Origin of the sequence: Hymenobacter sedentarius (assembly GCF_001507645.1) — a bacterium.
Classification (GTDB): domain Bacteria; phylum Bacteroidota; class Bacteroidia; order Cytophagales; family Hymenobacteraceae; genus Hymenobacter; species Hymenobacter sedentarius.
This window is the reverse complement of record NZ_CP013909.1, coordinates 1,063,086-1,083,256: the sequence shown is the minus strand read 5'-3', so window position 1 is coordinate 1,083,256 and position 20,171 is coordinate 1,063,086. Positions and strand designations below refer to the sequence as shown.

At 59.4% G+C, this 20,171-nt stretch carries 19 protein-coding genes; 16 read left to right on the top strand and 3 right to left on the bottom strand.

Features of this window, described 5'->3' with window-relative positions; genetic code table 11:
• The first annotated feature begins 178 nt into the window (after nt 1–178).
• The 4 genes from rnr (at nt 179) to AUC43_RS04575 (ending at nt 4,892) form a co-directional block, all read left to right on the top strand.
• The gene (gene rnr / locus AUC43_RS04590) at nt 179–2,656 is read left to right on the top strand and encodes a ribonuclease R (RefSeq protein WP_068190458.1); all 2,478 of its coding nucleotides are present in this window, start codon (nt 179–181) and stop codon (nt 2,654–2,656) included.
• A 216-nt stretch (nt 2,657–2,872) separates the two neighbouring features.
• On the top strand, nt 2,873–3,844 hold the full coding sequence (locus tag AUC43_RS04585) for a polyprenyl synthetase family protein (RefSeq protein WP_068190456.1): 972 nt from the start codon (nt 2,873–2,875) through the stop codon (nt 3,842–3,844).
• Nucleotides 3,845–3,850: 6 nt separating this feature from the next.
• Entirely contained in the window at nt 3,851–4,501 is a 651-nt protein-coding gene (locus AUC43_RS04580) for a rhomboid family intramembrane serine protease (RefSeq protein WP_071885816.1), read from the top strand.
• Between the two features lie 100 nt (nt 4,502–4,601).
• The gene (locus tag AUC43_RS04575; protein ID WP_082684904.1) at nt 4,602–4,892 is read left to right on the top strand and encodes a PLD nuclease N-terminal domain-containing protein; all 291 of its coding nucleotides are present in this window, start codon (nt 4,602–4,604) and stop codon (nt 4,890–4,892) included.
• Nucleotides 4,893–4,989: 97 nt separating this feature from the next.
• Here AUC43_RS04575 and AUC43_RS04570 read toward each other — a convergent pair whose 3' ends face one another.
• Nucleotides 4,990–5,613, bottom strand: coding sequence for a hypothetical protein (locus AUC43_RS04570; protein WP_068190452.1), 624 nt, complete (start codon nt 5,611–5,613; stop codon nt 4,990–4,992).
• Between the two features lie 167 nt (nt 5,614–5,780).
• On the opposite strand from AUC43_RS04570, the gene AUC43_RS04565 reads away from it, so the two are divergent.
• Together AUC43_RS04565 and AUC43_RS20830 are read left to right on the top strand one after the other, a co-directional pair.
• Entirely contained in the window at nt 5,781–6,656 is an 876-nt protein-coding gene (locus AUC43_RS04565; RefSeq protein WP_068190443.1) for a glycerophosphodiester phosphodiesterase family protein, read from the top strand.
• Nucleotides 6,657–6,918: 262 nt separating this feature from the next.
• The gene (locus tag AUC43_RS20830) at nt 6,919–7,305 is read left to right on the top strand and encodes a helix-turn-helix domain-containing protein (protein WP_071885815.1); all 387 of its coding nucleotides are present in this window, start codon (nt 6,919–6,921) and stop codon (nt 7,303–7,305) included.
• 365 nt (nt 7,306–7,670) lie between these two features.
• Here AUC43_RS20830 and AUC43_RS04560 read toward each other — a convergent pair whose 3' ends face one another.
• Both AUC43_RS04560 and recF read right to left on the bottom strand, forming a co-directional pair.
• A complete protein-coding gene (locus AUC43_RS04560; RefSeq protein WP_233254106.1) occupies nt 7,671–7,979 on the bottom strand; it encodes a DciA family protein in 309 nt (102 codons plus the stop codon).
• A gap of 73 nt (nt 7,980–8,052) precedes the next feature.
• Nucleotides 8,053–9,168: a DNA replication/repair protein RecF gene (gene recF / locus AUC43_RS04555; protein WP_068190441.1), complete on the bottom strand. Its 1,116-nt coding sequence runs from the start codon at nt 9,166–9,168 to the stop codon at nt 8,053–8,055.
• Between the two features lie 203 nt (nt 9,169–9,371).
• On the opposite strand from recF, the gene pdhA reads away from it, so the two are divergent.
• The 10 genes from pdhA (at nt 9,372) to AUC43_RS04505 (ending at nt 20,141) form a co-directional block, all read left to right on the top strand.
• Nucleotides 9,372–10,403, top strand: coding sequence for a pyruvate dehydrogenase (acetyl-transferring) E1 component subunit alpha (gene pdhA / locus AUC43_RS04550; RefSeq protein WP_068198223.1), 1,032 nt, complete (start codon nt 9,372–9,374; stop codon nt 10,401–10,403).
• A gap of 63 nt (nt 10,404–10,466) precedes the next feature.
• The gene (locus AUC43_RS04545; RefSeq protein WP_157780926.1) at nt 10,467–11,234 is read left to right on the top strand and encodes a tetratricopeptide repeat protein; all 768 of its coding nucleotides are present in this window, start codon (nt 10,467–10,469) and stop codon (nt 11,232–11,234) included.
• Nucleotides 11,235–11,406: 172 nt separating this feature from the next.
• Nucleotides 11,407–11,883 carry a 6,7-dimethyl-8-ribityllumazine synthase gene (ribH, locus tag AUC43_RS04540; protein WP_068190439.1) on the top strand — a complete coding sequence of 159 codons (477 nt, stop codon included), beginning with the start codon at nt 11,407–11,409 and terminating at the stop codon, nt 11,881–11,883.
• 188 nt (nt 11,884–12,071) lie between these two features.
• Nucleotides 12,072–12,455, top strand: a complete 384-nt coding sequence (locus AUC43_RS04535) for a TraR/DksA family transcriptional regulator (protein WP_068190433.1) — start codon at nt 12,072–12,074, stop codon at nt 12,453–12,455.
• A gap of 192 nt (nt 12,456–12,647) precedes the next feature.
• Nucleotides 12,648–14,657: a pseudouridine synthase gene (locus AUC43_RS19955; protein WP_082684903.1), complete on the top strand. Its 2,010-nt coding sequence runs from the start codon at nt 12,648–12,650 to the stop codon at nt 14,655–14,657.
• Between the two features lie 150 nt (nt 14,658–14,807).
• Nucleotides 14,808–15,548: a type III pantothenate kinase gene (locus AUC43_RS04525; protein ID WP_068190431.1), complete on the top strand. Its 741-nt coding sequence runs from the start codon at nt 14,808–14,810 to the stop codon at nt 15,546–15,548.
• Nucleotides 15,535–16,872: a BamG family beta-barrel-assembly machinery protein gene (locus tag AUC43_RS04520; protein ID WP_157780925.1), complete on the top strand. Its 1,338-nt coding sequence runs from the start codon at nt 15,535–15,537 to the stop codon at nt 16,870–16,872. Before AUC43_RS04525 ends, AUC43_RS04520 begins: the two co-directional genes overlap by 14 nt.
• A 27-nt stretch (nt 16,873–16,899) precedes the next feature.
• On the top strand, nt 16,900–17,505 hold the full coding sequence (lptC, locus tag AUC43_RS04515; RefSeq protein ID WP_233254105.1) for an LPS export ABC transporter periplasmic protein LptC: 606 nt from the start codon (nt 16,900–16,902) through the stop codon (nt 17,503–17,505).
• A 68-nt stretch (nt 17,506–17,573) separates the two neighbouring features.
• Complete coding sequence (locus tag AUC43_RS04510) at nt 17,574–17,837, top strand: hypothetical protein (RefSeq protein ID WP_068190423.1); 264 nt, start codon at nt 17,574–17,576, stop codon at nt 17,835–17,837.
• Between the two features lie 177 nt (nt 17,838–18,014).
• Nucleotides 18,015–20,141 carry a peptidylprolyl isomerase gene (locus tag AUC43_RS04505; RefSeq protein WP_068190421.1) on the top strand — a complete coding sequence of 709 codons (2,127 nt, stop codon included), beginning with the start codon at nt 18,015–18,017 and terminating at the stop codon, nt 20,139–20,141.
• Nucleotides 20,142–20,171: the final 30 nt, after the last annotated feature.

Sequence of the window (20,171 nt, the reverse complement as noted above, 5' to 3'; positions counted from 1 at the left end):
TGCTGTGGGCAGCCCGTGTTCAAACGGCTTGTTGCGATATCCTGCGCGGACTAAAAGTCCGCGCTACAACCTAGCGGCCCCGGCCGCGTTTTACTTACCGTGCCGATTACTTCGGCCAACCATTTTTCCGCTCTCGCCGCCTGCGACCAATCAACTTTTCGGCGGCCAACTCTTTTACATGAATACCCCCGAAACTCCCCGGGCTCCCCGCGCCAAGCGCGAAAAGCCCGAACCCGCGCCCATCACGCAAGCCCAAGTGCTTAGTGCTTTTACCGACAACCCCACCAAAGTCCTTGCCTACCGGCAGCTGTCGCGCCGCCTCGGCGTCACGACCAAGGGCCAGCGCGAAGAAATCTTTGCCCACATCAAGGTGCTGCGCAAAAACGGGCTCATTACGCTGCTTCAGAACGACGAATACCGCCTGGCCGATACGGAAGCCGTGGCAGCCGCGCTGATGCCGTCTAATGCCCGCAAATCGACTAAAAAAGCCCAGCCGCCGACAAGCCCGGACGTAGAGCGTTTTGCCGCTGCCGAGTTTGGCCAGAACCCCGTGGTGCACCGCCGCCGCGGGGCTGGCTTCGACTACGTGGGCGACGACTCCCGCCCGAAGCGCGATACCAACACGGTTATCGGCACCGTGGATTTGGCCACGCCCAACTTCGCCTTTGTGGTACCCGAAGGCACCGGCAACGCCGACGACATCCGCGTCTTCACCGACCAGCTCAAGTTTGCGCTGCAGGGCGACGTGGTGCGGGTGCGCCTGCGCAGCTCCCGCGACGGCCGCCCGGTGGGCGACGTGGTAGAAGTGCTCAAGCGCGTGCGTCCCGAAATCGTGGGGCGCCTGCAGGTGCAGGGCACGCTCGGCTTCGTGAAGGCCGACAACCGCAAGGTGTACTTCGACGTGTTTGTGCCCCCGCACTTGCTGCACGACGCCCGCGACGGCGACAAGGTGCTGGTGCGCATCAACGAGTTTCCGGAAGACAGCGGCCGCCAGCCGGTGGGCGAGGTCGTCCGCAACTTCGGCGCCGCCGGCGGCAACGAAGCCGAGATTAACGCCATCATGGCCGAGTTCGGCTTGCCCTTCGAATTCCCCGAAGAAGTAGAAACCGAATCGGAAGGCATCAGCGAGTTTATCTCCGAAGAGGAAATTGCCCGCCGCCGCGACTTCCGCAACATCACCACCTTCACCATCGACCCGGCCGACGCCAAGGACTTCGACGATGCCCTGAGCATTCAGAAGCTGGAGAACGGCCACTGGGAAGTAGGCGTGCACATCGCCGACGTGACCCACTACGTGCGCCCCGGCACCGAGCTGGAGCGCGAGGGCAAGCACCGCGCCACCTCGGTGTACCTGGTGGACCGCGTGATTCCCATGCTGCCCGAGCGCCTGAGCAACGGCCTCTGCTCGCTGCGCCCGCATGAGGACAAGCTGACTTTTTCGGCTGTCTTTGAGCTGGACGAAAACGGCAAGCTCTACGAGTCGTGGTTCGGCAAAACTATCATTCACTCCGACCGCCGCTTCTCCTACGAGGAGGCCCAGGAGCGCATCGAGAGCAAAGCCGGCGACCACGCCGAGGAGATAAATGTGCTCAACGACATGGCGCATAAAATCTGCGCCCAGCGCTTCAAGCAAGGTGCCATTACCTTCGAAACCCAGGAAGTGAAGTTCCGTCTCGACGAGCAAGGCAAGCCCCTCGGCGTGTATGTGAAGGAGCGCAAGGACGCGCACAAGATGATTGAGGAGTTCATGCTGCTCGCTAACCGCAAGGTGGCCGAGTTCGTGTTCAACCTCAAAAAGACCAAGCCGCGCTTCACCATGGTGTACCGCACCCACGACGCCCCCGAACCCGAACGCCTGCAAACCTTCGCCCTCTTCGCCCAGAAGTTCGGCTACCAGCTCAAGCTCGACAACCCCAAAAAGGTGAGCACCGAGCTCAACAACCTGAGCTCGGAAGTGGTGGGCAAGCCCGAACAGAACGTGCTCCAAGGTTTGGCCATCCGGACCATGGCCAAGGCCATCTACAGCACCGAGCCGCTGGGTCACTTCGGCCTGGCCTTCGACCACTACTCGCACTTCACCTCGCCCATCCGCCGCTACCCCGACATGATGGCCCACCGCCTGCTCGAGCACTACCTGCTCGGCGGTAAGAACGTGGCCGTCGACCCCGTGGAAGAAGAGTGCAAGCACTCCTCGGCCCGCGAAAAACTAGCGGCCAACGCCGAGCGCGCCAGCATCAAGTTCAAGCAGGTGGAGTTCATGGCCGACGAAATTGGCAACACCTTCAAAGGCGTCGTATCGGGCCTCACCGAGCGGGGCATGTACATCGAAATTGAGGAGAACAAGTGCGAAGGCATGGTTCGCCTGAGCGACATTCCCGGCGACTTCTTCGAACTCGACAAGGATAACTACCGCATCGTGGGCCAGAAGACCAAGCGCATCATCCAGTTCGGCGACGTGATGGAAGTGGTGGTAAAATCCGCCAACCTGCTCGACCGCACCATTGACTTTGAACTAGTCGATAACCGCCCCGACCACGTAAAAAAGCGCGAAGCTGAGGAGCGCAAGACCCGTGGCGGCGGAGCCCCCCGCGGTTACCGTGACCATAGCAGCGGCGGCATGGCCAAAGGTGCCCACAAAGGCAACAAGCGCCGGTAGTACCTTAAAGCATCTGCCCCCACCTGTCATCCTGAACGCAGCGAAGCGGAGTGAAGGACCTTTTGGAAGCTGAACGGTTAGCAGTATTCATCTACTGCCAGCTGTTCTTCTCTCCTTAGGTCCTTCACTCCGCTTCGCTGCGTTCAGGATGACAGGCGTAGGGGCAGATGCCAATGACCAAGAAGATGCCAGCCGCCCCCGTTCTTTGCACGCAATATGACCCCTGCTGACTTCCCCGCTCAAATCACTGCTGCCCTCGCTCAGCTCAATTATGGCGAGCAGCCCGATACGCTGTACGCCCCCATCCGCTACATCATGGGCTTGGGCGGCAAGCGCATTCGGCCGCTGCTCACACTGCTCGGTGCCCACCTTTTCACCGACGAGCTGACGCCCATCCTCAAGCCCGCGCTGGCCACCGAAGTCTTCCACAACTTCACCCTGCTCCACGACGACCTCATGGACCAGGCTCCGCTGCGCCGCGGCCAGGCCACAGTGCACGAAAAGTGGAACCCGAACGTGGCCATCCTCTCCGGCGACGTAATGCTGGTACGGGCCTACGAGCTGTTTCTAGACGTGCCCGCTGAGCAACTCCCCACCATCCTGCGGCGCTTCGGCCAGACGGCCGCCGAGGTCTGCGAAGGCCAGCAGTGGGACATGAACTTCGAGACCGAGCCCCAGGTGAGCATTGCCCAATACCTGGACATGATTCGGCTGAAAACGGCCGTACTCCTGGGCTTCTGCCTGGAGCTGGGCGCCCGCCTCAGCGGTGCCACCGAAGAAGATGCCGACCACCTCCGCCAGTTCGGCACCGACATTGGGCTAGCCTTCCAACTGCGCGACGACCTGCTCGACGTGTACGGGGACGCCGCCACCTTCGGCAAGCGGGTAGGGGGCGACATCGTTTCCGACAAGAAGACCTTCCTGCTACTGACCGCCCTGGCCCAAGCCAACGATTCCCAGCAAACCATCCTGCGCCAGCTCATCGCCCAGCCCGTGACCGACGCCGACGCCAAGGTACTGGCCGTGCGCAGCATCTACGACGAGCTCGAAATTCGCCCCCAGACGGAAGCTCTCATCAATACCTACTTCCAGGACGCCCTCCAGCATTTGGAGCGCGTAGCGGCCCCCGCTGTGCGCAAGGAGCCCCTGCATCACCTCGCGCTCCAGCTCATGGACCGCGAAAACTAACCCGCCGTGTTCAATCCCATTCTGATTCTCATCGGCCTCACGGTCGCCATCTCCGCCTACGCCTGGTCGAAGGACGAACTGATGAACGCCTGGATAATGGAGCCGTACCGCATGGCCCGCTCCGGCGGGCAGTGGTACCGCCTGCTCACTTCCGGCTTTCTGCACGCCGACTGGGCCCACCTTTTGTTCAACATGTTTGCCTTCTACTCCTTCGGCCCGGTAGTGCTCCGGACGCTGGTAGAAGGGTACGGCCCAGGTCCCGGTATCGGCTTGTTTCTTCTCTTGTACCTGGGTGGCATCATTCTCTCCGACCTGCCCACGTACTTCCAGCACCGCGACAACCGGGGCTACCGCAGCCTGGGCGCCTCGGGCGGGGTGTCGTCGGTGCTGTTTGCCAGCATCCTGCTTTTTCCGGTGAACAACAACGGGGGCGGCATCATCATTTTCCCCATTCCTTTCCCCATTCAGCCTTTCGTCTTCGGTGTCCTTTACCTGGCTTACTCCTGGTACATGGGCCGGCGCCGGGCCGACAACATCAACCACGACGCCCACTTCTATGGCGCGCTCTACGGCGTGGTCCTCCTGCTGGCCCTGATGCCATTCGCGGGGCCAGCTTTCATTAGCCAGATAAGCTTGTTTATTCAATCAAAATTCTGATAATCAACAATTTATAATTGAAAGTAAATCTGGTATAATCTATTTAGCAAGCATTGCGTAAAGGGAGCATAGTTTATTCTTTCACTTTCCTTTCTTTTCCATGCACACCCTTCGCCATTTCGCTTCCCGTTTGCCTTTTGCGGCCTTAGCGCTTCCCCTGATGATGCTTGCCACCTCGTGCAGCCGCTTCGATGCTAATGGCAGCTTGAGCACCTGGGGCTACGTCCTTCTTGCGCTCGATCTTTTTGCCATGTTTGATGTGTTCCGCCAGCCCTGGACCATCGGCAAGAAGCTTCTGTGGGCCGCGGTGATTTTCTTTTTCCCCTTCATCGGCCTCATCATCTACTTCATGTTTGCCGGTCGTGGCAAGTCCAATACCGGGGTGGTATAGCCTTCCCAGCAGCCCATCTAACGGAAAAGGCCCGTCGCAAATCTGCGACGGGCCTTTTCTTTTTTTGACGTTTATCACCCCCTATCGGCGAGGGACCTTATGGGTTCAGCAGCCGCTTCTTTTCCAACTGTGCGGCGCCGCGTAGCAGCTCCCCGCTGTTCGTGATTTGCGTCATCTGCCAGTGGTCGCCTTGGCGGCGCAGCTTCACTTCTACCACCATGGTGGTATCGTACCTAGGCTGCGTCACCTCCAGCCCAACGAAGGCATTATCGCCTTCTTCGCGGGTGTACTTGATGCCTTTGAACTCACTATCCGGGCTCACAACCCTACTGGCCAATCCGGTCAATGACAGGTTCACCAAGCGCTTAGGAGCAGCTGCGGCGGCTGCCTCCAGCGAGCCCGTTTCCACATAGCGCTGCACTTCCTGATGCGCCGCACTGGCCAAGGCCGGCTTAATCATGCGCAAGGCTCCCCCCATGAGCAAGCCCCCGCCGGGTACCAGCGAAGCCAGCATAGAGCCTTGTTGGGCTACATCATCCACCAGATGGGTGGTCACACTGTTCACGTCTACGTACTTCTCGAATGTTGCCATGTCGTGGGTCTGTACGGCAGCTGCCGCGGATACCAGTGCTCCTTTGGGGCCATTCTTAAGGCTCCGGTAGAAATAGTACCCGCCAGCGCCCAGGGCCAGCAGCAATACAAGTAACAGCAGTTTTTTCATGAAGCGTAAGCAATAGTGATGAGCCGCAAAAGTACCCTAAACCTGCCGTTCAGCTTTGGCCTGCGCTACGGGGCTTCTAAGCCCTGCTCACCACCAAGCTTTCAATTGAGCCACTACCATCCGGCTCAACCTTCTTTCCCATTCACCTCTTTCGCATCTGCTGGCATATGCCTACTCTACTTTCAACGCCTCCTTTCACCGCTCGCGGCCCGGAGGTACACGGGCATCGGGGCTGTCGTGGGCTACGGCCCGAGAACACACTGGGTGCCTTTCTTCACGCATTGTCGCTGGGCGTCGACGTTATTGAGCTGGACGTTGTCATCTCCGCCGATAGGCAGGTAGTGGTATCGCACGAGCCCTGGCTCAACTCCCAGATTTGCCTCGACCCCAATGGCGAGCGCATCTGCTCAAACGATAGGGAGCAGTTCAATATATATCAAATGTCCTATGTCGAAATCCGCCGTTGTGACTGCGGCCTGCTCCGGCACCCGGGCTTTCCTGAGCAAGTTTCGTCGCCCGCATACAAACCCCTGCTAAGCGAAGCGCTTGCCACTCTGGAAGCCGCTTCACAGCAGCTAGAGCATCCACCGCTTGGCTACTCCGTTGAAATTAAAAGCAGTCCCGAGGGAGACAATATCTTTCATCCCGAGCCAGCCGAATTCCTGTCCTTGGTCCTGGCCGAGCTCAGCGCGGCGCAGGTGTTGGCACGCACTACGTTGCTCAGCTTTGACGTGCGCATTCTCCAATTGGCCCACCAACTTCAGCCCAATTTGGCTACCTGCCTTTTGGTTGAGGAGAACCTGCCGTGGTCTTCCAGCATTGACAACTTAGGGTTTACACCTACCACGTTTGGACCCGATTTTCATTCTGTCACGGAAAAGGCTGTCCGGGCTTTGCGAACAGATTTCCCCGGCCTGCGCTTGGTGCCTTGGACTGTAAATGAACCGGCGGACATGCAACGGCTCCTAGCACTTGGCGTCGACGGCATGACCACGGATTATCCCGACCGGCTGCTCTCTATTCTTTCACGGGAGGTCTGGTAGTACAAGCGGTATGCGGGCAAGGCAATATGTGGGCTAGGCAACGTCATGGCCACTTTTATGCCGGATGCCATTGTGTTACATCTGTGTTACAGTAAGGCATTGTAACACGTTGTTGATACAGTGTTTAATTGTAATTGTTACGAAATGTGTTCTTTTGTATCCTGTATTGCTACACGTAAATTGTAATTTTATTGTTCGAACATATTTGTATTATCCACCTTCTTATAACATATTTGCATAAGCGTTACGTAACACTCTAATTATGCCACATCAAGGCGAAATCCTGCAAGAAGCTATCAAAAACAGCGGTATTTCCATCACCCGTATCGTGGACGAACTGGGTATTACACGTCCTACTATTTACCGTAAATTCAAAGAAGACACTATTGATTACAACTTCGTAAAGAAGGTGGGTGAAATTATCAATCATGACTTTTCAATTGACTTTACAGCTGTACAACAATCGTCTTTACCATTTGTAACATCTGCGCCTCGTCCTGTTGTAACACCTGTTGTTACACCTCGTGTAACACAGTCGCAAAGCCCTGACGTTGACCCTTCCCGGCAGCTTTTAATACTCCAGTCTAAGTACATTGCCCTTTTGGAGGCCTACAATGAGCTATTGCTAAAAGTGTATGGGCCGAAGTGACAAAAATGTTCCACGTGAAACATTTTTGTCCGCGAAGGGGTAGGGGAGCGGCTGTAACAGAATGCTGACATGGGCCCGCTTTAATGAAAGGTCGGGCGTGATTTACAGGCAGAGGCTGGCCTTGGTTTGGGGCCAAGAGTAAGCGTAGCGCCAGACCCGATATGTCTGCTCCTCCTTACTGTTGAATGCCTAAATAGCTTGCCGATTATCAAGGCATGCGTGGCACTATAGCTCCTCCTAAGTCCCAGAAATCAACTGTCGATGTTGGGCCATAGAGACACCCTCAGCAGAGACAAACTGTGAGCTTTAGCCAGACTCAAATCCGGCGAGTATCGGTGACCGAGAAGGAGGGCTGGGAAAAGTGGCTACAGGAAAATGACTTCCGTGACGACGGTTTCTCCCACTTCGGCATTGATGAGCTCGGCAACCCGGGTCTTCGCCATAAGCAGCTCATGCTTGAGGGGGGCGGAGCTAAGACGGACAAAGAGGCGGCCTTTGTTGACGTACACCTCCTGGGTCTTCAGCGCTACGGCTTTTCCCATGACCCGCTCCCAGCTCGATACCACCGTTACCTCGTTGAGCTTGCCCTGGAGGCGGTACGCCCGAACTAATGCCTCGAGGCCTTCCTTGAGGGAGATGTCACCGAAGCGAGAAGGGGATGAGTGCTTTTTCACAAGGCAAGGCAGGCAAACAAAAAGGGCAACGCTGCTCCTGTTTTGGGGCCACAAAGGTAGCGCTTAACCGGCTCTAAACGGGCGCTACCGTACCGTCATGCACCCGAAAGCGGAGGATGGGAATAGAGACCCGAGCAAGGGCTTGGTCGGTCCGTTCCAGGTTGGTGTCGGTCAGAAAAACCTGGCCAAAAGTCTCGTCGGCTACCAGCTCAAGTAGGCGGGCAATGCGTTTGTCGTCGAGGCGGTCGAAGATGTCGTCGAGGAGAAGCAGGGGCTTGTGGTGCTGCCTGGCCGCGAGCATTTCAAATTGAGCCAGCTTAAGAGCAATGGCAAAGGACTTCTGCTGCCCTTGCGACGCGTGGCTTTTCACCGCCAGTTCGTCCATAAGAAAGACGAAGTCGTCGCGGTGCGAGCCGGTGGTACTGCGCTGCAGGGCAAAGTCGCGCCGCTCGTTGCTTCGCAGCAATTGGGCAAAGTCAGCGCCGAGTAATTGGCTCTTATAGGTTAGGGTCACAACTTCGCGGCCATCGGCAAGCTGCCGATAGTGGCGCTGAAAGATGGGCACGTACTCGGCCAGGAACGCCTCGCGGAGGGAGGTGAGCTGCTGCCCAATCGGGGCCAGCTGCTCATCCAATGCCAGCAGGTAGTCGCGGTCGAAACCGTGCGAGGGACGGTCGCCGCCTTGCTTGAGCACCGCATTGCGTTGGCGGAGCAAGGCATTGTAAGCAATGAGTAGCTCCAGAAACTCGTGGTCGAGTTGAGCCATCAAGCTATCGAAATACTTGCGGCGGTCTTCGCTGCCCTGCCGAATGAGGTCGGTGTCGTAGGGGGAGATAAGCACGGCGGGGTACCGACCGATGTGGTCGGCCATGCGTTCATAAGGCTGCTTGTTGTGGGTGAGGGTCTTTTTTTGACCTGCCCGCAGGCTAACCTGGATGGTTTCGTGTTCGGGAGCCCTTTCGGAAGAAAAATTCCCCTTAACTACAAAGAAATCAGCGCCTTGCTTTATGCAAAGGGCGTCTGATGCCGTAATAGCACTCTTGGTGAGCGACAAATAGTGAATGGCATCCAGCAAATTGGTTTTTCCACTGCCGTTATCGCCAATAAAGCAGTTGAGGCCGGGGGATAAACGCAGGGAAGCGTCGTCGTAATTTTTAAAAAAAAGCAGCTGGAGGGAGTCGAGGGTCATAAGGTTCGGTATTGCCAGCACTTTTACGTAATTTCGCCCTCCCAACGCGAAATTTTCCTTAAACTGCTATGGCGGATACGAAAGTAAAAGCTGCTTCTAATAAATCGACGGCAACCAATGGCTCAGTAGCCAAAGGAAAAGGCAAAGCCGCGTCCACCAGTATCCAACCAGACCCCGTAATGCCTGGTACCGATGCGCCCACCATGGCCGCCTCCGGGACGGACCTTTCCAGAGAAGCAAACGCTGCCGCTTCCTTCCCCAAGGAGACGTATCTGCGCTGGTACGAGCAAATGCAGCTCATGCGCAAGTTTGAGGACAAGGCCGGGCAGCTCTACGGCCAGCAAAAGATTAAAGGGTTCTGCCACCTCTACATTGGCCAGGAGGCTTGCGTAGCCGGGGCAGTATCGGCGTTGGAGGTAGGCGATAAGTACATCACGGCGTACCGTGACCACGCCCACCCCCTGGCGCTGGGTACCTCGCCCAATGCCATCATGGCCGAGCTATTTGCCAAAGCCACCGGGTGCTCAAAAGGCAAAGGCGGCTCAATGCACATGTTCGACAAAGCGGTTGGTTTCATGGGCGGCCACGGCATCGTGGGCGGGCAGGTGCCCATGGGCGCCGGCATTGCCTTTGCCGAGAAATACAACAAGACGGGCAAGCTTTGCATCTGCTACATGGGCGACGGCGCCGTGCGCCAGGGCGCCCTGCACGAGGCCTTCAACATGGCCATGCTGTGGAAGCTGCCGGTCATCTTCGTGATTGAGAACAATGGCTACGCCATGGGTACCTCGGTGGCCCGGACGTCGAACGTGACCGACCTCTACAAGATTGGCCTGAGCTACGACATGCCGTCGGAGCCGGTGAACGGCATGCGCGTGGAGGATATTCACGAAGCCGTAGCCCGCGCCGCCGAGCGCGCCCGCAAAGGCGATGGCCCCACCTTGCTGGAGTTTAAAACCTACCGCTACAAAGGTCACTCCATGAGTGACCCGGCCAAGTACCGCACCAAAGAGGAGCTGGAAGACTACCGACACCGCGACGCCATCGAAAGCGTGCGCCACACCATCCTCACGAACAACATGGCAACAGAGGCCGACCTCGAAGCCATTGATGAGCGCATCAAGGCCAAGGTGGCCGAGTCGGTAGAATTTGCCGAGACCTCGCCTTACCCCACGCCCGACGAATTGTACAAGGACGTGTACGTACAGGCCGACTACCCCTATATTCACGACTAATCAAACCGGCCCACCCGGCCATCCGGCTTGCTTGCAGGCCTTGTTGTTGAAACTCTCTCCGTAATGTCGAAGATTCCTTACACTGGCAAGAGCCAGCAGGCCCGTCAGGGGCAAACCACCCAGAACGTTCCGGCCGACCCGTTGGCGCCCGCCGAAAACCTGCCGTCTGAGAATCCGCTGCTGGAAGACCCGGACGCGTTGGCCGCCCGACTGGTAGAGTCGGAGAATTTCGTGCGCAACAACCGCAACCTGTTGTTGGGCTTGCTGGCGCTGGTGGTGCTGGCCGTGGTAGGAGCTTTTGGCTTTTACACCTGGCGCAATTCGCAGGATGCAAAGGCCCAGGCCAGCATGTTCCGCGCCGTGAACTACTGGGAGGCTGACTCGCTGAACAAAGCCGTGAAGGGCGACGGCAAAGCCCCCGGCCTGACCACTGTGGCCAATGAGTATGGCAACACCAAAGCCGGCAACCTCGCCAACTTCTACGCCGGGGTAGCAGCCCTGAAGCAAAGCAAGTACAAGGAAGCCCTCGACTATTTGGAGGACTTCAGCTCGGACGACTACCTGGTGCAGAGCCGCGCCTACGCGCTGATGGGCGATGCCCAGATGGAGATGAACAAGCCCAAGGAAGCGGCCGACCTCTACGCCAAAGCCGCCGTCCACAACGCCAACGAATACTTCTCGCCCGGCTATCTGCTGAAGGAAGCCACGGCCCGCGAAGTCGCCGGCGATACCGAAGGCGCCATCAAGGCCTATGACCGCATCATCAACGAGTACCCCACGGCCCAGGAAGTAGCCGAAGCCCGCCAGTACAAAGCCAAACTGGAGAAGTAATCCACAAGGCGCTTTGACCGAATGTTGTTGCGCTTCCTCAGCAGTGGGGAAGCGCAATTTTTTTAGCTCGCAGCGCAAACCTTATTCCCAGCTTCCTCTTAAGGAGGCTGCCCACCGAAACCGCCGTTGGCTCAACCTCGATTTTTATTTCTAACCCTGACTACCCCCTGACATGGCTACTGCTTTGCAAAACCTCAGCGACTATGACGCTTCCAATTTTACCGATATCAGCGAAAAGCGCTTTGGGCTGGTGGTGGCCGAGTGGAACCGCGAAATCACCGACGTGCTCAGCGCCGGGGCGTACGATACCTTGCTCAAGCACGGGGCCAAAGCGGAAAATATCTACCGCAACACCGTGCCGGGCAGCTTCGAGCTCACGCTAGGCGCGCAGTTTCTGGCCCAACACGACGAGATGGACGCCGTCATTTGCCTGGGGGTGGTGATTCGGGGCGAAACCAAGCACGACGACTACATCTGCCACGCCGTAGCCCAAGGCATCACCCAGGTGGGCCTGAAGTTCAACAAGCCGGTCATTTTTGGCCTAGTCACGACCAATACGTTGGAGCAGGCCTGGGACCGGGCCAGCGGCAAGCACGGCAATAAGGGCGTGGAAGCCGCTGTGGCTGCTATCCAAATGTTAGGTTTTTAGCAGAACAAGAGGAAAGCTCGCCGCGCTACGTAACTTTGAGCCCGCAAAATCAAGCATTCAACCGCTTCAGCTTGTGGCAATAAGTCCACTTAGACTCGGGCAAACCATTTAGTATCCGGTGGTGTTGCCGGAGAGTTGCCTAGCGGTGACGACCCAACCTCTCCCATATTTCTTTTTTACCACCTTCGATGAACGACGACAACATTCGCTATTCCCGGGAAGACTTGAATGAGTTCGACCAGATTATTCAGGAAAAACTGACGGCGGCCCGTAAGGAGTTGTCATTCATTAAAGAAACCCTGAACCGGAGCAACGACACCGGCACCGATACCACTGCTTCTTCGGCCAAGGTCCTGGAAGACGGCGCCGAAACGGCCGAGAAAGAAAGCATGAACCAGCTGGCTTCGCGCCAGATGAAGTTCATCCAACAGCTCGAAAACGCCCAGGTTCGTATCAAAAACGGCACCTACGGCGTGTGCATCGGCACGGGCAAACTGATTCCGAAGGAGCGCCTGCGGGCCGTACCGCACACCCAGCACTCCATCGAAGCCAAAATGGCGCGCCGCGACTAGTTCGCACAATGGCCCGAGGCCCGAACCTGTGGGCCGGCGCTGCGGCGGCCGGCTGGCAGGTTCGGGCTTTTGCTTTTACCTTAAGTGAATCATTTCGGACGCCGGGCGCTTAGTAGGTCGGTAGCCAGGAACTGAGCACTGACCACCACGTTTTTTATCATACCGTAGCGATACGGCAAGCAACTTTTCCCCATGGGCAAAAAACATTTTTCAGACGATAAAGCGGACCGTCGCGGCGGCCGCAATGCAGGGGGCCCGGGCGGTTTCGGCGGTGGCAAGAGCGAGCGTTCGAACGCCGGTGGGCCGGCCGGCCGCGGCGGCGACCGTGACCGTGGCGGCGACCGCGGCGGCTACTCTTCGGCCCGGCCTGGCAATGGCCGGCCTGCTACCAATGGCGCATTTGGGCGCCCAGCTACCAACGGTGCCTTTGGCCGCCCTTCCAATGGGGCCTTTGGTGGCGGCCGTAGCTTTGGCGATGGCGAGAAGCGCACCTACGGCGCCGGTGGCGGCAACCGTGAGGGTGGCTTTAACAAAGGCTTTGGCGGCAAGAGCTTCGGTAACAAAGAATACGGCCAGCGCGAGCAAGGCGGCTTCCGCCCCGGCGGCGACCGGTCCGAGCGCAGCGAGCGTCCTCGCTTAGGCAAGGAGCAGCGCACTGGCACCAGCTACGGCCGTACCGCCGAGCCGCGTCCCGAGCGCAGTGAGCGCGGCAGCTTCGGCAGCGACCGCGGCGAGCAGCATGGCCCGGCTTCGGCCCCGGCGCGTCCCATCCGCGAGTATCAGCCCAAGGAGAACTGGAACGGCCAGCCCTACCGCCGCGAAGGCGAGAAGGCCGTGCCCCGTGGCTTGCCCGGCGAGCGTAACCGCAAGTTCCAGAAGCAAAACCCCAACGAGCCAAACGAATCCAGCGCACCCCGCAGCGGCGGCAGCTTTGGCCGCAGCACGCCCCGCGAGCCGGAAGATTTCCAGCGCAGCGAGGAGCGCGGACCCAACCGGCCCATTCGGTCGGCGCGGCCGTTCGAAGCCAACCCGCCGCAGGCCCGCGAGGAGCGTGGCCCGCGGGGTGACTTCGCCGGCGGCAGCGATGCCGACCGTCGGGGTGATGAAGCTGCCTTCGGCCGGAAGTTCACGCCCGGTGCTTTTGGCAAGCGGGAGAACGCCACCTTCGGCGCCAGCCGCAGCACGGGGGAGCGCCCCGGCGGCTACGAGAAGCGCAGCACGGAGAAGTGGACGCCCGCGCCCGGCAGCTTTGCCGAGCGCCGCGAGGCCCTGAAAGCGCAGGAGCGCAGCGTGCGCCGCTCGGGTACCGGCTACGGTGCCAGCATCGACAAGCCCCGTGCTGCCCGCCCGGTGGTGCAGGACAACCGCGCCGACAAGCCCCGCTACGGCGAGCGGCCCGGCGAGGCGCCCGACTACAAGAACCTCAAGCACTACGAAAACGACAAAACCCGCGGCAACAAGCGCCGCCGGGAAGAGGACGAAGACTTCGGCACCGACGAGCTGCGCCTGAACCGCTACATCGCCAACGCCGGCATCTGCTCGCGCCGCGAGGCCGACGCGCTGATTGCCGCCGGCGAAATCAAGGTGAACGGCGAAGTGGTAACGGAGATGGGCTACAAAGTGCAGCCCACCGACACCGTGCAGTATGGCAAGACTAACCTCAACCGCGAGAAGTCGGTGTACGTGCTGCTCAACAAGCCCAAGGACTTTATCACGACCACGGAGGACCCCGAAGGCCGCCGCACGGTGATGGAGCTGGTGGCCAGCGCCTCGAAAGAGCGGATTTTCCCGGTGGGCCGGCTCGACCGCAACACCACGGGCCTGCTACTCTTCACCAACGACGGCGAAGTAGCCCAGAAGCTGTCGCACCCCTCGCACAAAAACAAGAAAATTTACCAGGTTGAGCTAAGCCAGCCCCTGGCCGAAGACGACCTGCGCAAGATTGCCGAAGGCGTGGAGCTGGAAGACGGCAAAGCCGTAGTGGACGACGTGGCCGTAGTGGCCGGCAACCCGCACTTTGTAGGCATCGAAATCCACATTGGGCGGAATCGCATTGTGCGCCGCATCTTCGAGCACCTCGGCTACGAAGTGGTAGCCCTGGACCGCGTGCAGTACGCCGGCCTCACAAAGAAGGACCTGCCCCGCGGCAAGTGGCGCTTCCTGAGCGAGCAGGAAGTTATTCGCTTGAAGTACTTCTTGTAATCAGCGAACAGGCTTTTTGACTGGAACTAGAACGTCATGCTGAGCTGGCCGAGGCATCTTTACCGGGGAAGTAATTTGATTACTACCGCGGGCAAGATGCTTCGGCCAGCTCAACATGACGTTCTGTTTTGTAGTAGCTCAATTTATTAAATGCATACCCTCGCGCTCGACATTGGCAATACCGCGGTGAAAGCCGGCTGCTTTGATGGCTCAACTTTGCGGGAAATGGCTACTGGTCTCACGGCGGGGCAGGTGCGGGAAATGGTAACGCAGTGGCAGCCGCAGCACGTCATTGTCGCCTCCGTGGCCGAAGATGCGGCGCTGCGGACCGACGAGCTGCGGGCGCTGGTGCCGGGCGAACTGCTGACTTTTTCGCCGGCCACCACGGCCATACCGTTGCGCAACGCTTATGCCACCCCGCACACGCTGGGCGCCGACCGGCTGGCGGCGGCAGTGGGCGCGGCCGGGCTGCGGCCGGGGCAGCCCACGCTTATCGTCGATGCGGGCACGGCCCTGAAATGCGACCTGGTAACGGCCGATGGCACCTACCACGGCGGCAGCATTGGGCCGGGCTTGGGCATGCGGTTTCGGGCCTTGCACGCATTCACGGGACGGCTGCCGCTGCTGGAGCTGCCGGTGCCCGATGCAACGATTCCGCTCACGGGCGACTCCACTACAGGGAGCCTGCTGAGTGGCGTGGTGAACGGCACCGTGGCCGAAATCATGGGCTTCGTGGCTCAGTATCAGCAGCGCTACCCGGGGCTGGGGGTGCTGCTCACGGGGGGCGACGCGGCTTTTCTGGCGGCCCGGCTCCCGGCTCGTATCTTTGTTGTGCCTGAGCTGGTGCTGCTCGGCCTTAATCGGATTTTAGCTTATCATGTTGTCAAATAAAGAGATGGTGCGCCTGCGTTTGGGTCTGGTGCTGGCCGGCGTGGCGGTGTTGGGAGCTGGAAGCGCGCAAGCGCAGGGCCTGGGCAACTCGCCGTACTCCCGCATCGGACTGGGCGAGTTCAACGCCAACACCGGCGGCGTACGCCAGATGGGCATGGGCGGCGCAGGACTGGCAGCGCCTAATGCCGTCAATGTGAATGAATTGAATCCGGCCTTGCTGTACTACACGGGCCGTACCACGTTTGAGGCAGGCTACAACGGGCAGTACAAGACCGTGAAAAACGCCAGTTCCTCCAGCCGCAGCGGCAGCGCCAACCTGGGCTACTTTGCCTTATCGGTGCCCCTAAGCAGCAAGTGGGGCGCGGCCGTGGGCCTGAAGCCGGTAAGCGCCGTCGATTACGAGTCGAACACCATCCAGGAAGTAGCGGGCACGCCGGTGCTTACCCAGGTGCTGAAGCAGTACAAGGGAAAGGGCGGGGTCTCGGAGGCCTATTTCGGCCAGGGTTTCCGCATCACCAAGGCATTTACGGTGGGCCTGACGGCTTCCTACATGTTTGGCGTGGTGGACGAGACCACCGGCACCACCATCCAGATTGCCAATAGCACTGACCAGCTGGTGAATTCGGTGAGCCGGACCCATACTCGCTACTCGGACTTCGCTTTCCGAGCCGGGGCGCACTACCGCCAGAAGGTGGGCAAAGACCTGAGCATGAACCTGGCCGGCGTGTACAGCTTCGGGCACAACCTGAACGGACAACAAGTGAAAACCCAGGAGCAGGAAAACCTCGACGGAACGCTTATTGGCACGGCAACGCCCGTAAGCGACGTGCGCGGCAGCACCTACGTGCCCACCCTGGCGCAGGTAGGTATCAGCTTCGACAACGACAAGAACTGGAGCATCAACGCCGATGCGTCGCAGCAGCAGTGGTCGAAGTTTACCAGCTTCGGCGACAAAGGCACGCCCCTGAACAACACGGTGCGCGTGGGCCTCGGCGGTGAGCTGACGCCGGAGCCGGCGTCGGTTGACCATTACTTCCGCCGCGTAACGTACCGCGCCGGCCTGAGCATGGCGCAGCTTCCGTACCAGCCGGGCGGCAAGATGCTGTATGACCGCGCCGTGAGCTGGGGTTTTGCGTTCCCGCTGCCCACGGCCACGCCGCTGGAAGCCACTACGTTCAGCCTGGGCTTCACGTACGGCGTGCGCGGCAACACCGACATTCTCAACGCGAGCGCAGGCACCAGCAACGTGCAGGAAAGCTACATCCGCGGGCAGTTGGGCATCACGCTCAACAACCGCTGGTTTATCAAGCGGCGCTTGCAATAACTCACGGCTATTAACGGTTTCATCGAATTGTACGGACTCAGGCACGCGGCGGGAAGCGCGATACTGCTCGCCCTGTTGGGCTTGGTGGGTTGCGACAAGAAGGCTGCCACGGGCCCCCGGCTGGTGTACACCGGCCCGCTGATGGAAACCACCAACGTGCTGACACTGGTCAGCGACTCGGCCAAGCTCAAGTTTCAGCTCACCGCGCCGCTGGAGCAGCAATTTGAGAACGGCGACATTCTCTACCCCAAGGGAATGACGGTCACGTTTTATTCATCCGATGGCCTGAAGCGGGTGATAAACACCCTAACGGCCAAGTACGGCAAAGTTGACAAGGCCAAGAACCTCTACATCATGCGCGGCGCCGTGGAGGTCGTGAACGTGCCGCAAGAACAGCGCATGAACACGGAGGAGCTGTTTTATGATAAAAACAAGGCGCTGATTTACACCGACTCCACCATGTTTGTGAAGGTAACCACGCCCACGGAATACCTGACGGGCTACGGCCTGACGGCAAACCAGAACTTCTCCCGATACCGGATTCTGCGGCCGGAAGGCGTGTTTGCGGCGCCCGCGGTGGCGCCGGCTCCGGCCGTTACGGCCCCTCCGCAAGCTAACTCGGCCCCGCAGTAGGGCCCCGCGTCGGCACCCAAGGCCTAGGATTTGGGTTTGCCAGGTAGCCCACCTTTACCATTTCTCCCATGACTTTCGACAAATCCCTTCTGCGCACCGTCCTTTTCGCCGTGGGCGTGGTGGCGCTGGTTATCGGCATCTACCAGACGATACTGTTCAACGACCTGGCGGCCAACTACTGGATTTTCATGGTGTCGATGCTCTGCTGGATGCCCCTGCTCTATTGGCGGCAGCAGGAGCGGGTGGCGGCCAAAGTAGCCGAGGAAGAAGCCCGGCTGGCCAAGCAAGCCCGGGCCAAAACCCCCGCCAAATCGACCAAAAAACGCCGGTAGCGCCGGCGCCCCCTTGGCACTGGCCGCGGGCCTAGCGTTGGGCTAATTCACAACCGGGAGGTTTTAACCGCGGCGCTTCGGGACTTAAAATCAGGTAAAACTTTGATAGCCGGCCAAATTCTGGTTATTTTGCGCCTCTTTTGACCCACTCAAGACTTCGATTCTTTTGACAAGTAAATGGCTTTAATTAACACGATTCGAGAAAAATCAGGCGTAGCGGTAGGCCTTGTGGCCGTCGGCATGCTGCTCTTTATTGTGGGCGGCGACCTGGTAGGCGGCAAAAACCGGCTTTTCAACCGCAACGACCAAGTAGTAGGCGAGGTGGCTGGCCAAAAAGTGGAGCTGGCCGATTACAACAACGCCCTCGAGCAAGCCAAGCAAGCGTTTATCGCACAGCAGCAGCGCCAGCCCGACGAGCAAGCCCTCGGCTACCTGCGCGACCAGGCCTGGAACCAGACCATTTACCGCCTGGCTTTCCAGCCCGAGTGGGAGAAATTGGGCCTGACCGTATCGGACGACGAACTGGTGGACATGGTGCAGGGCGACAACATCAACAACGGCATCAAGCAGGCCTTTACCGACCAGAAAACGGGTCAGTTCGACAAAGCCCGCCTGATTGAGTACCTGAAAAACCTCGATAAGCTGCCTCCCGAAAACCAGGCCGCTTGGCACAACTTCGAAGCCAACCTCCCCGCCGAGCGCCTGGCCAACAAGTACAACGCCCTGCTGAAAAACTCGGTGTACGTGACCACCGCCGAAGCCAAGCGCTACGACACTTCGCAAGGCACCAAGGCCATGGTGAAGTACCTGTTCGTGCCCTACGCCAGCATTTCCGACTCGGCCGTGAAAGTGACCGACGCTCAGCTCCAGGCTTACCTCGACAAGAACCAGAGCAAGTACAAAGTAGAAGACGGCCGCTCGGTGGAGTACATCACCATCCCGGTGGTGCCCTCGAAAGAGGACAGCGCTTCCGTAAAGACTTCGATTGCGGAGTTGGCCACGCAGTTTGCCTCGGCCCCGGTCGACTCGCTGTTTGTGATGCAGAATTCGGAGCAGCCCTACAACAAGGCGTTCCGCAGCCCCGCCGACCTGCCCGAGCAACTGCGCAAGCAGCTGCCCCTGGCCCAAGGCAAAGTGTATGGCCCTTACGCTGAAAACGGCACGTACTCGCTGTATAAGGTAACCGGGGTGGGCACCGGCAAGCAGGCCGCGGCCCGCGCCAGCCACATCCTCATCAAGCCCGAAGGCACCACGCCCGAAGCCAAAGCCGCCGCGAAAGCCAAGGCCCAGGACATCCTCAAGAAAATCAAAGCCGGCGCCGACTTCGCCGCCATGGCCCGTCAGTTCGGAACCGACGGCACCAAGGAGCAGGGCGGCGACTTGGGCTGGTTTGGCCAGGGCCGCATGGTGCCCGAGTTCGAAAAAGCTATTTTCGGCGCCACCGCTCCCGGCCTGCTCCCCAACGTGGTGGAAACCTCGTTTGGCTACCACGTAATCAAAATCACGGCGGCTCCCACCAAGCAAACCTATCAGGTGGCTGAGGTGAAGAAGAGCATTACCCCCAGCGATGCCACCCGCGAAGCCGCTTACGCCAAGGCGCAGCAGCTGAAAGGCGAAGCCACCGACCTGGAGAGCTTCCGCAAGCTCGTGACCAAGGACAAGACCCTGGTAAAGCAGGAGGCCAAAAACCTGGACCGCAGCGCCCGCACCGTCAACAACCTGCAGAACGCGCGTGAGCTGGTGCGTTGGGCCTTCGGCTTCAACCAGAACGGCGCCGAAACCAAAGTGGGCGACATCTCGGAAGTATACGAGATGGGCGACCAGTACGTGATTGCCGCCCTCACCGACGAGCGCGCCAAAGGCACCGCCACGGTAACCAACCTGAAGCCCGAGCTTTCGGCGCTGGTGCGCAACGAAGAGAAGGCCAAGCAAATCATGGCCAAGCTGCCGAAGGCGGGTACGCTGGAGGAAATGGCCTCCAAGTACGGCCCCACGGCCCAGGTCGGCACCGCCGCCGACGTAGTGCTGGGCCAGGGCAACCTTACCAACGTGGGCTTCGAGCCCTTGGCGGTGGGCAAAGCGTTTGCCTTGAAGCCCGGCCAGAAGTCGGCCCCCATCCAGGGCGAGCAGGGCGTGCTGGTAGTTGAGCCGGTGAGCGTGACCCCACCCGCCACGCCCAACACCAACCTGAAAGCCGTGCAGCAGCAGCTGGCGCAGCAGCGTGCCCAGCAGCAGGACGGCAAGATTTACGAGGCCATCAAGGCCCACGCCAACGTGAAAGACAGCCGCACGAAGTTTTTCTAGGACGTCAATCCACAAATTTGAAAAGGGCCG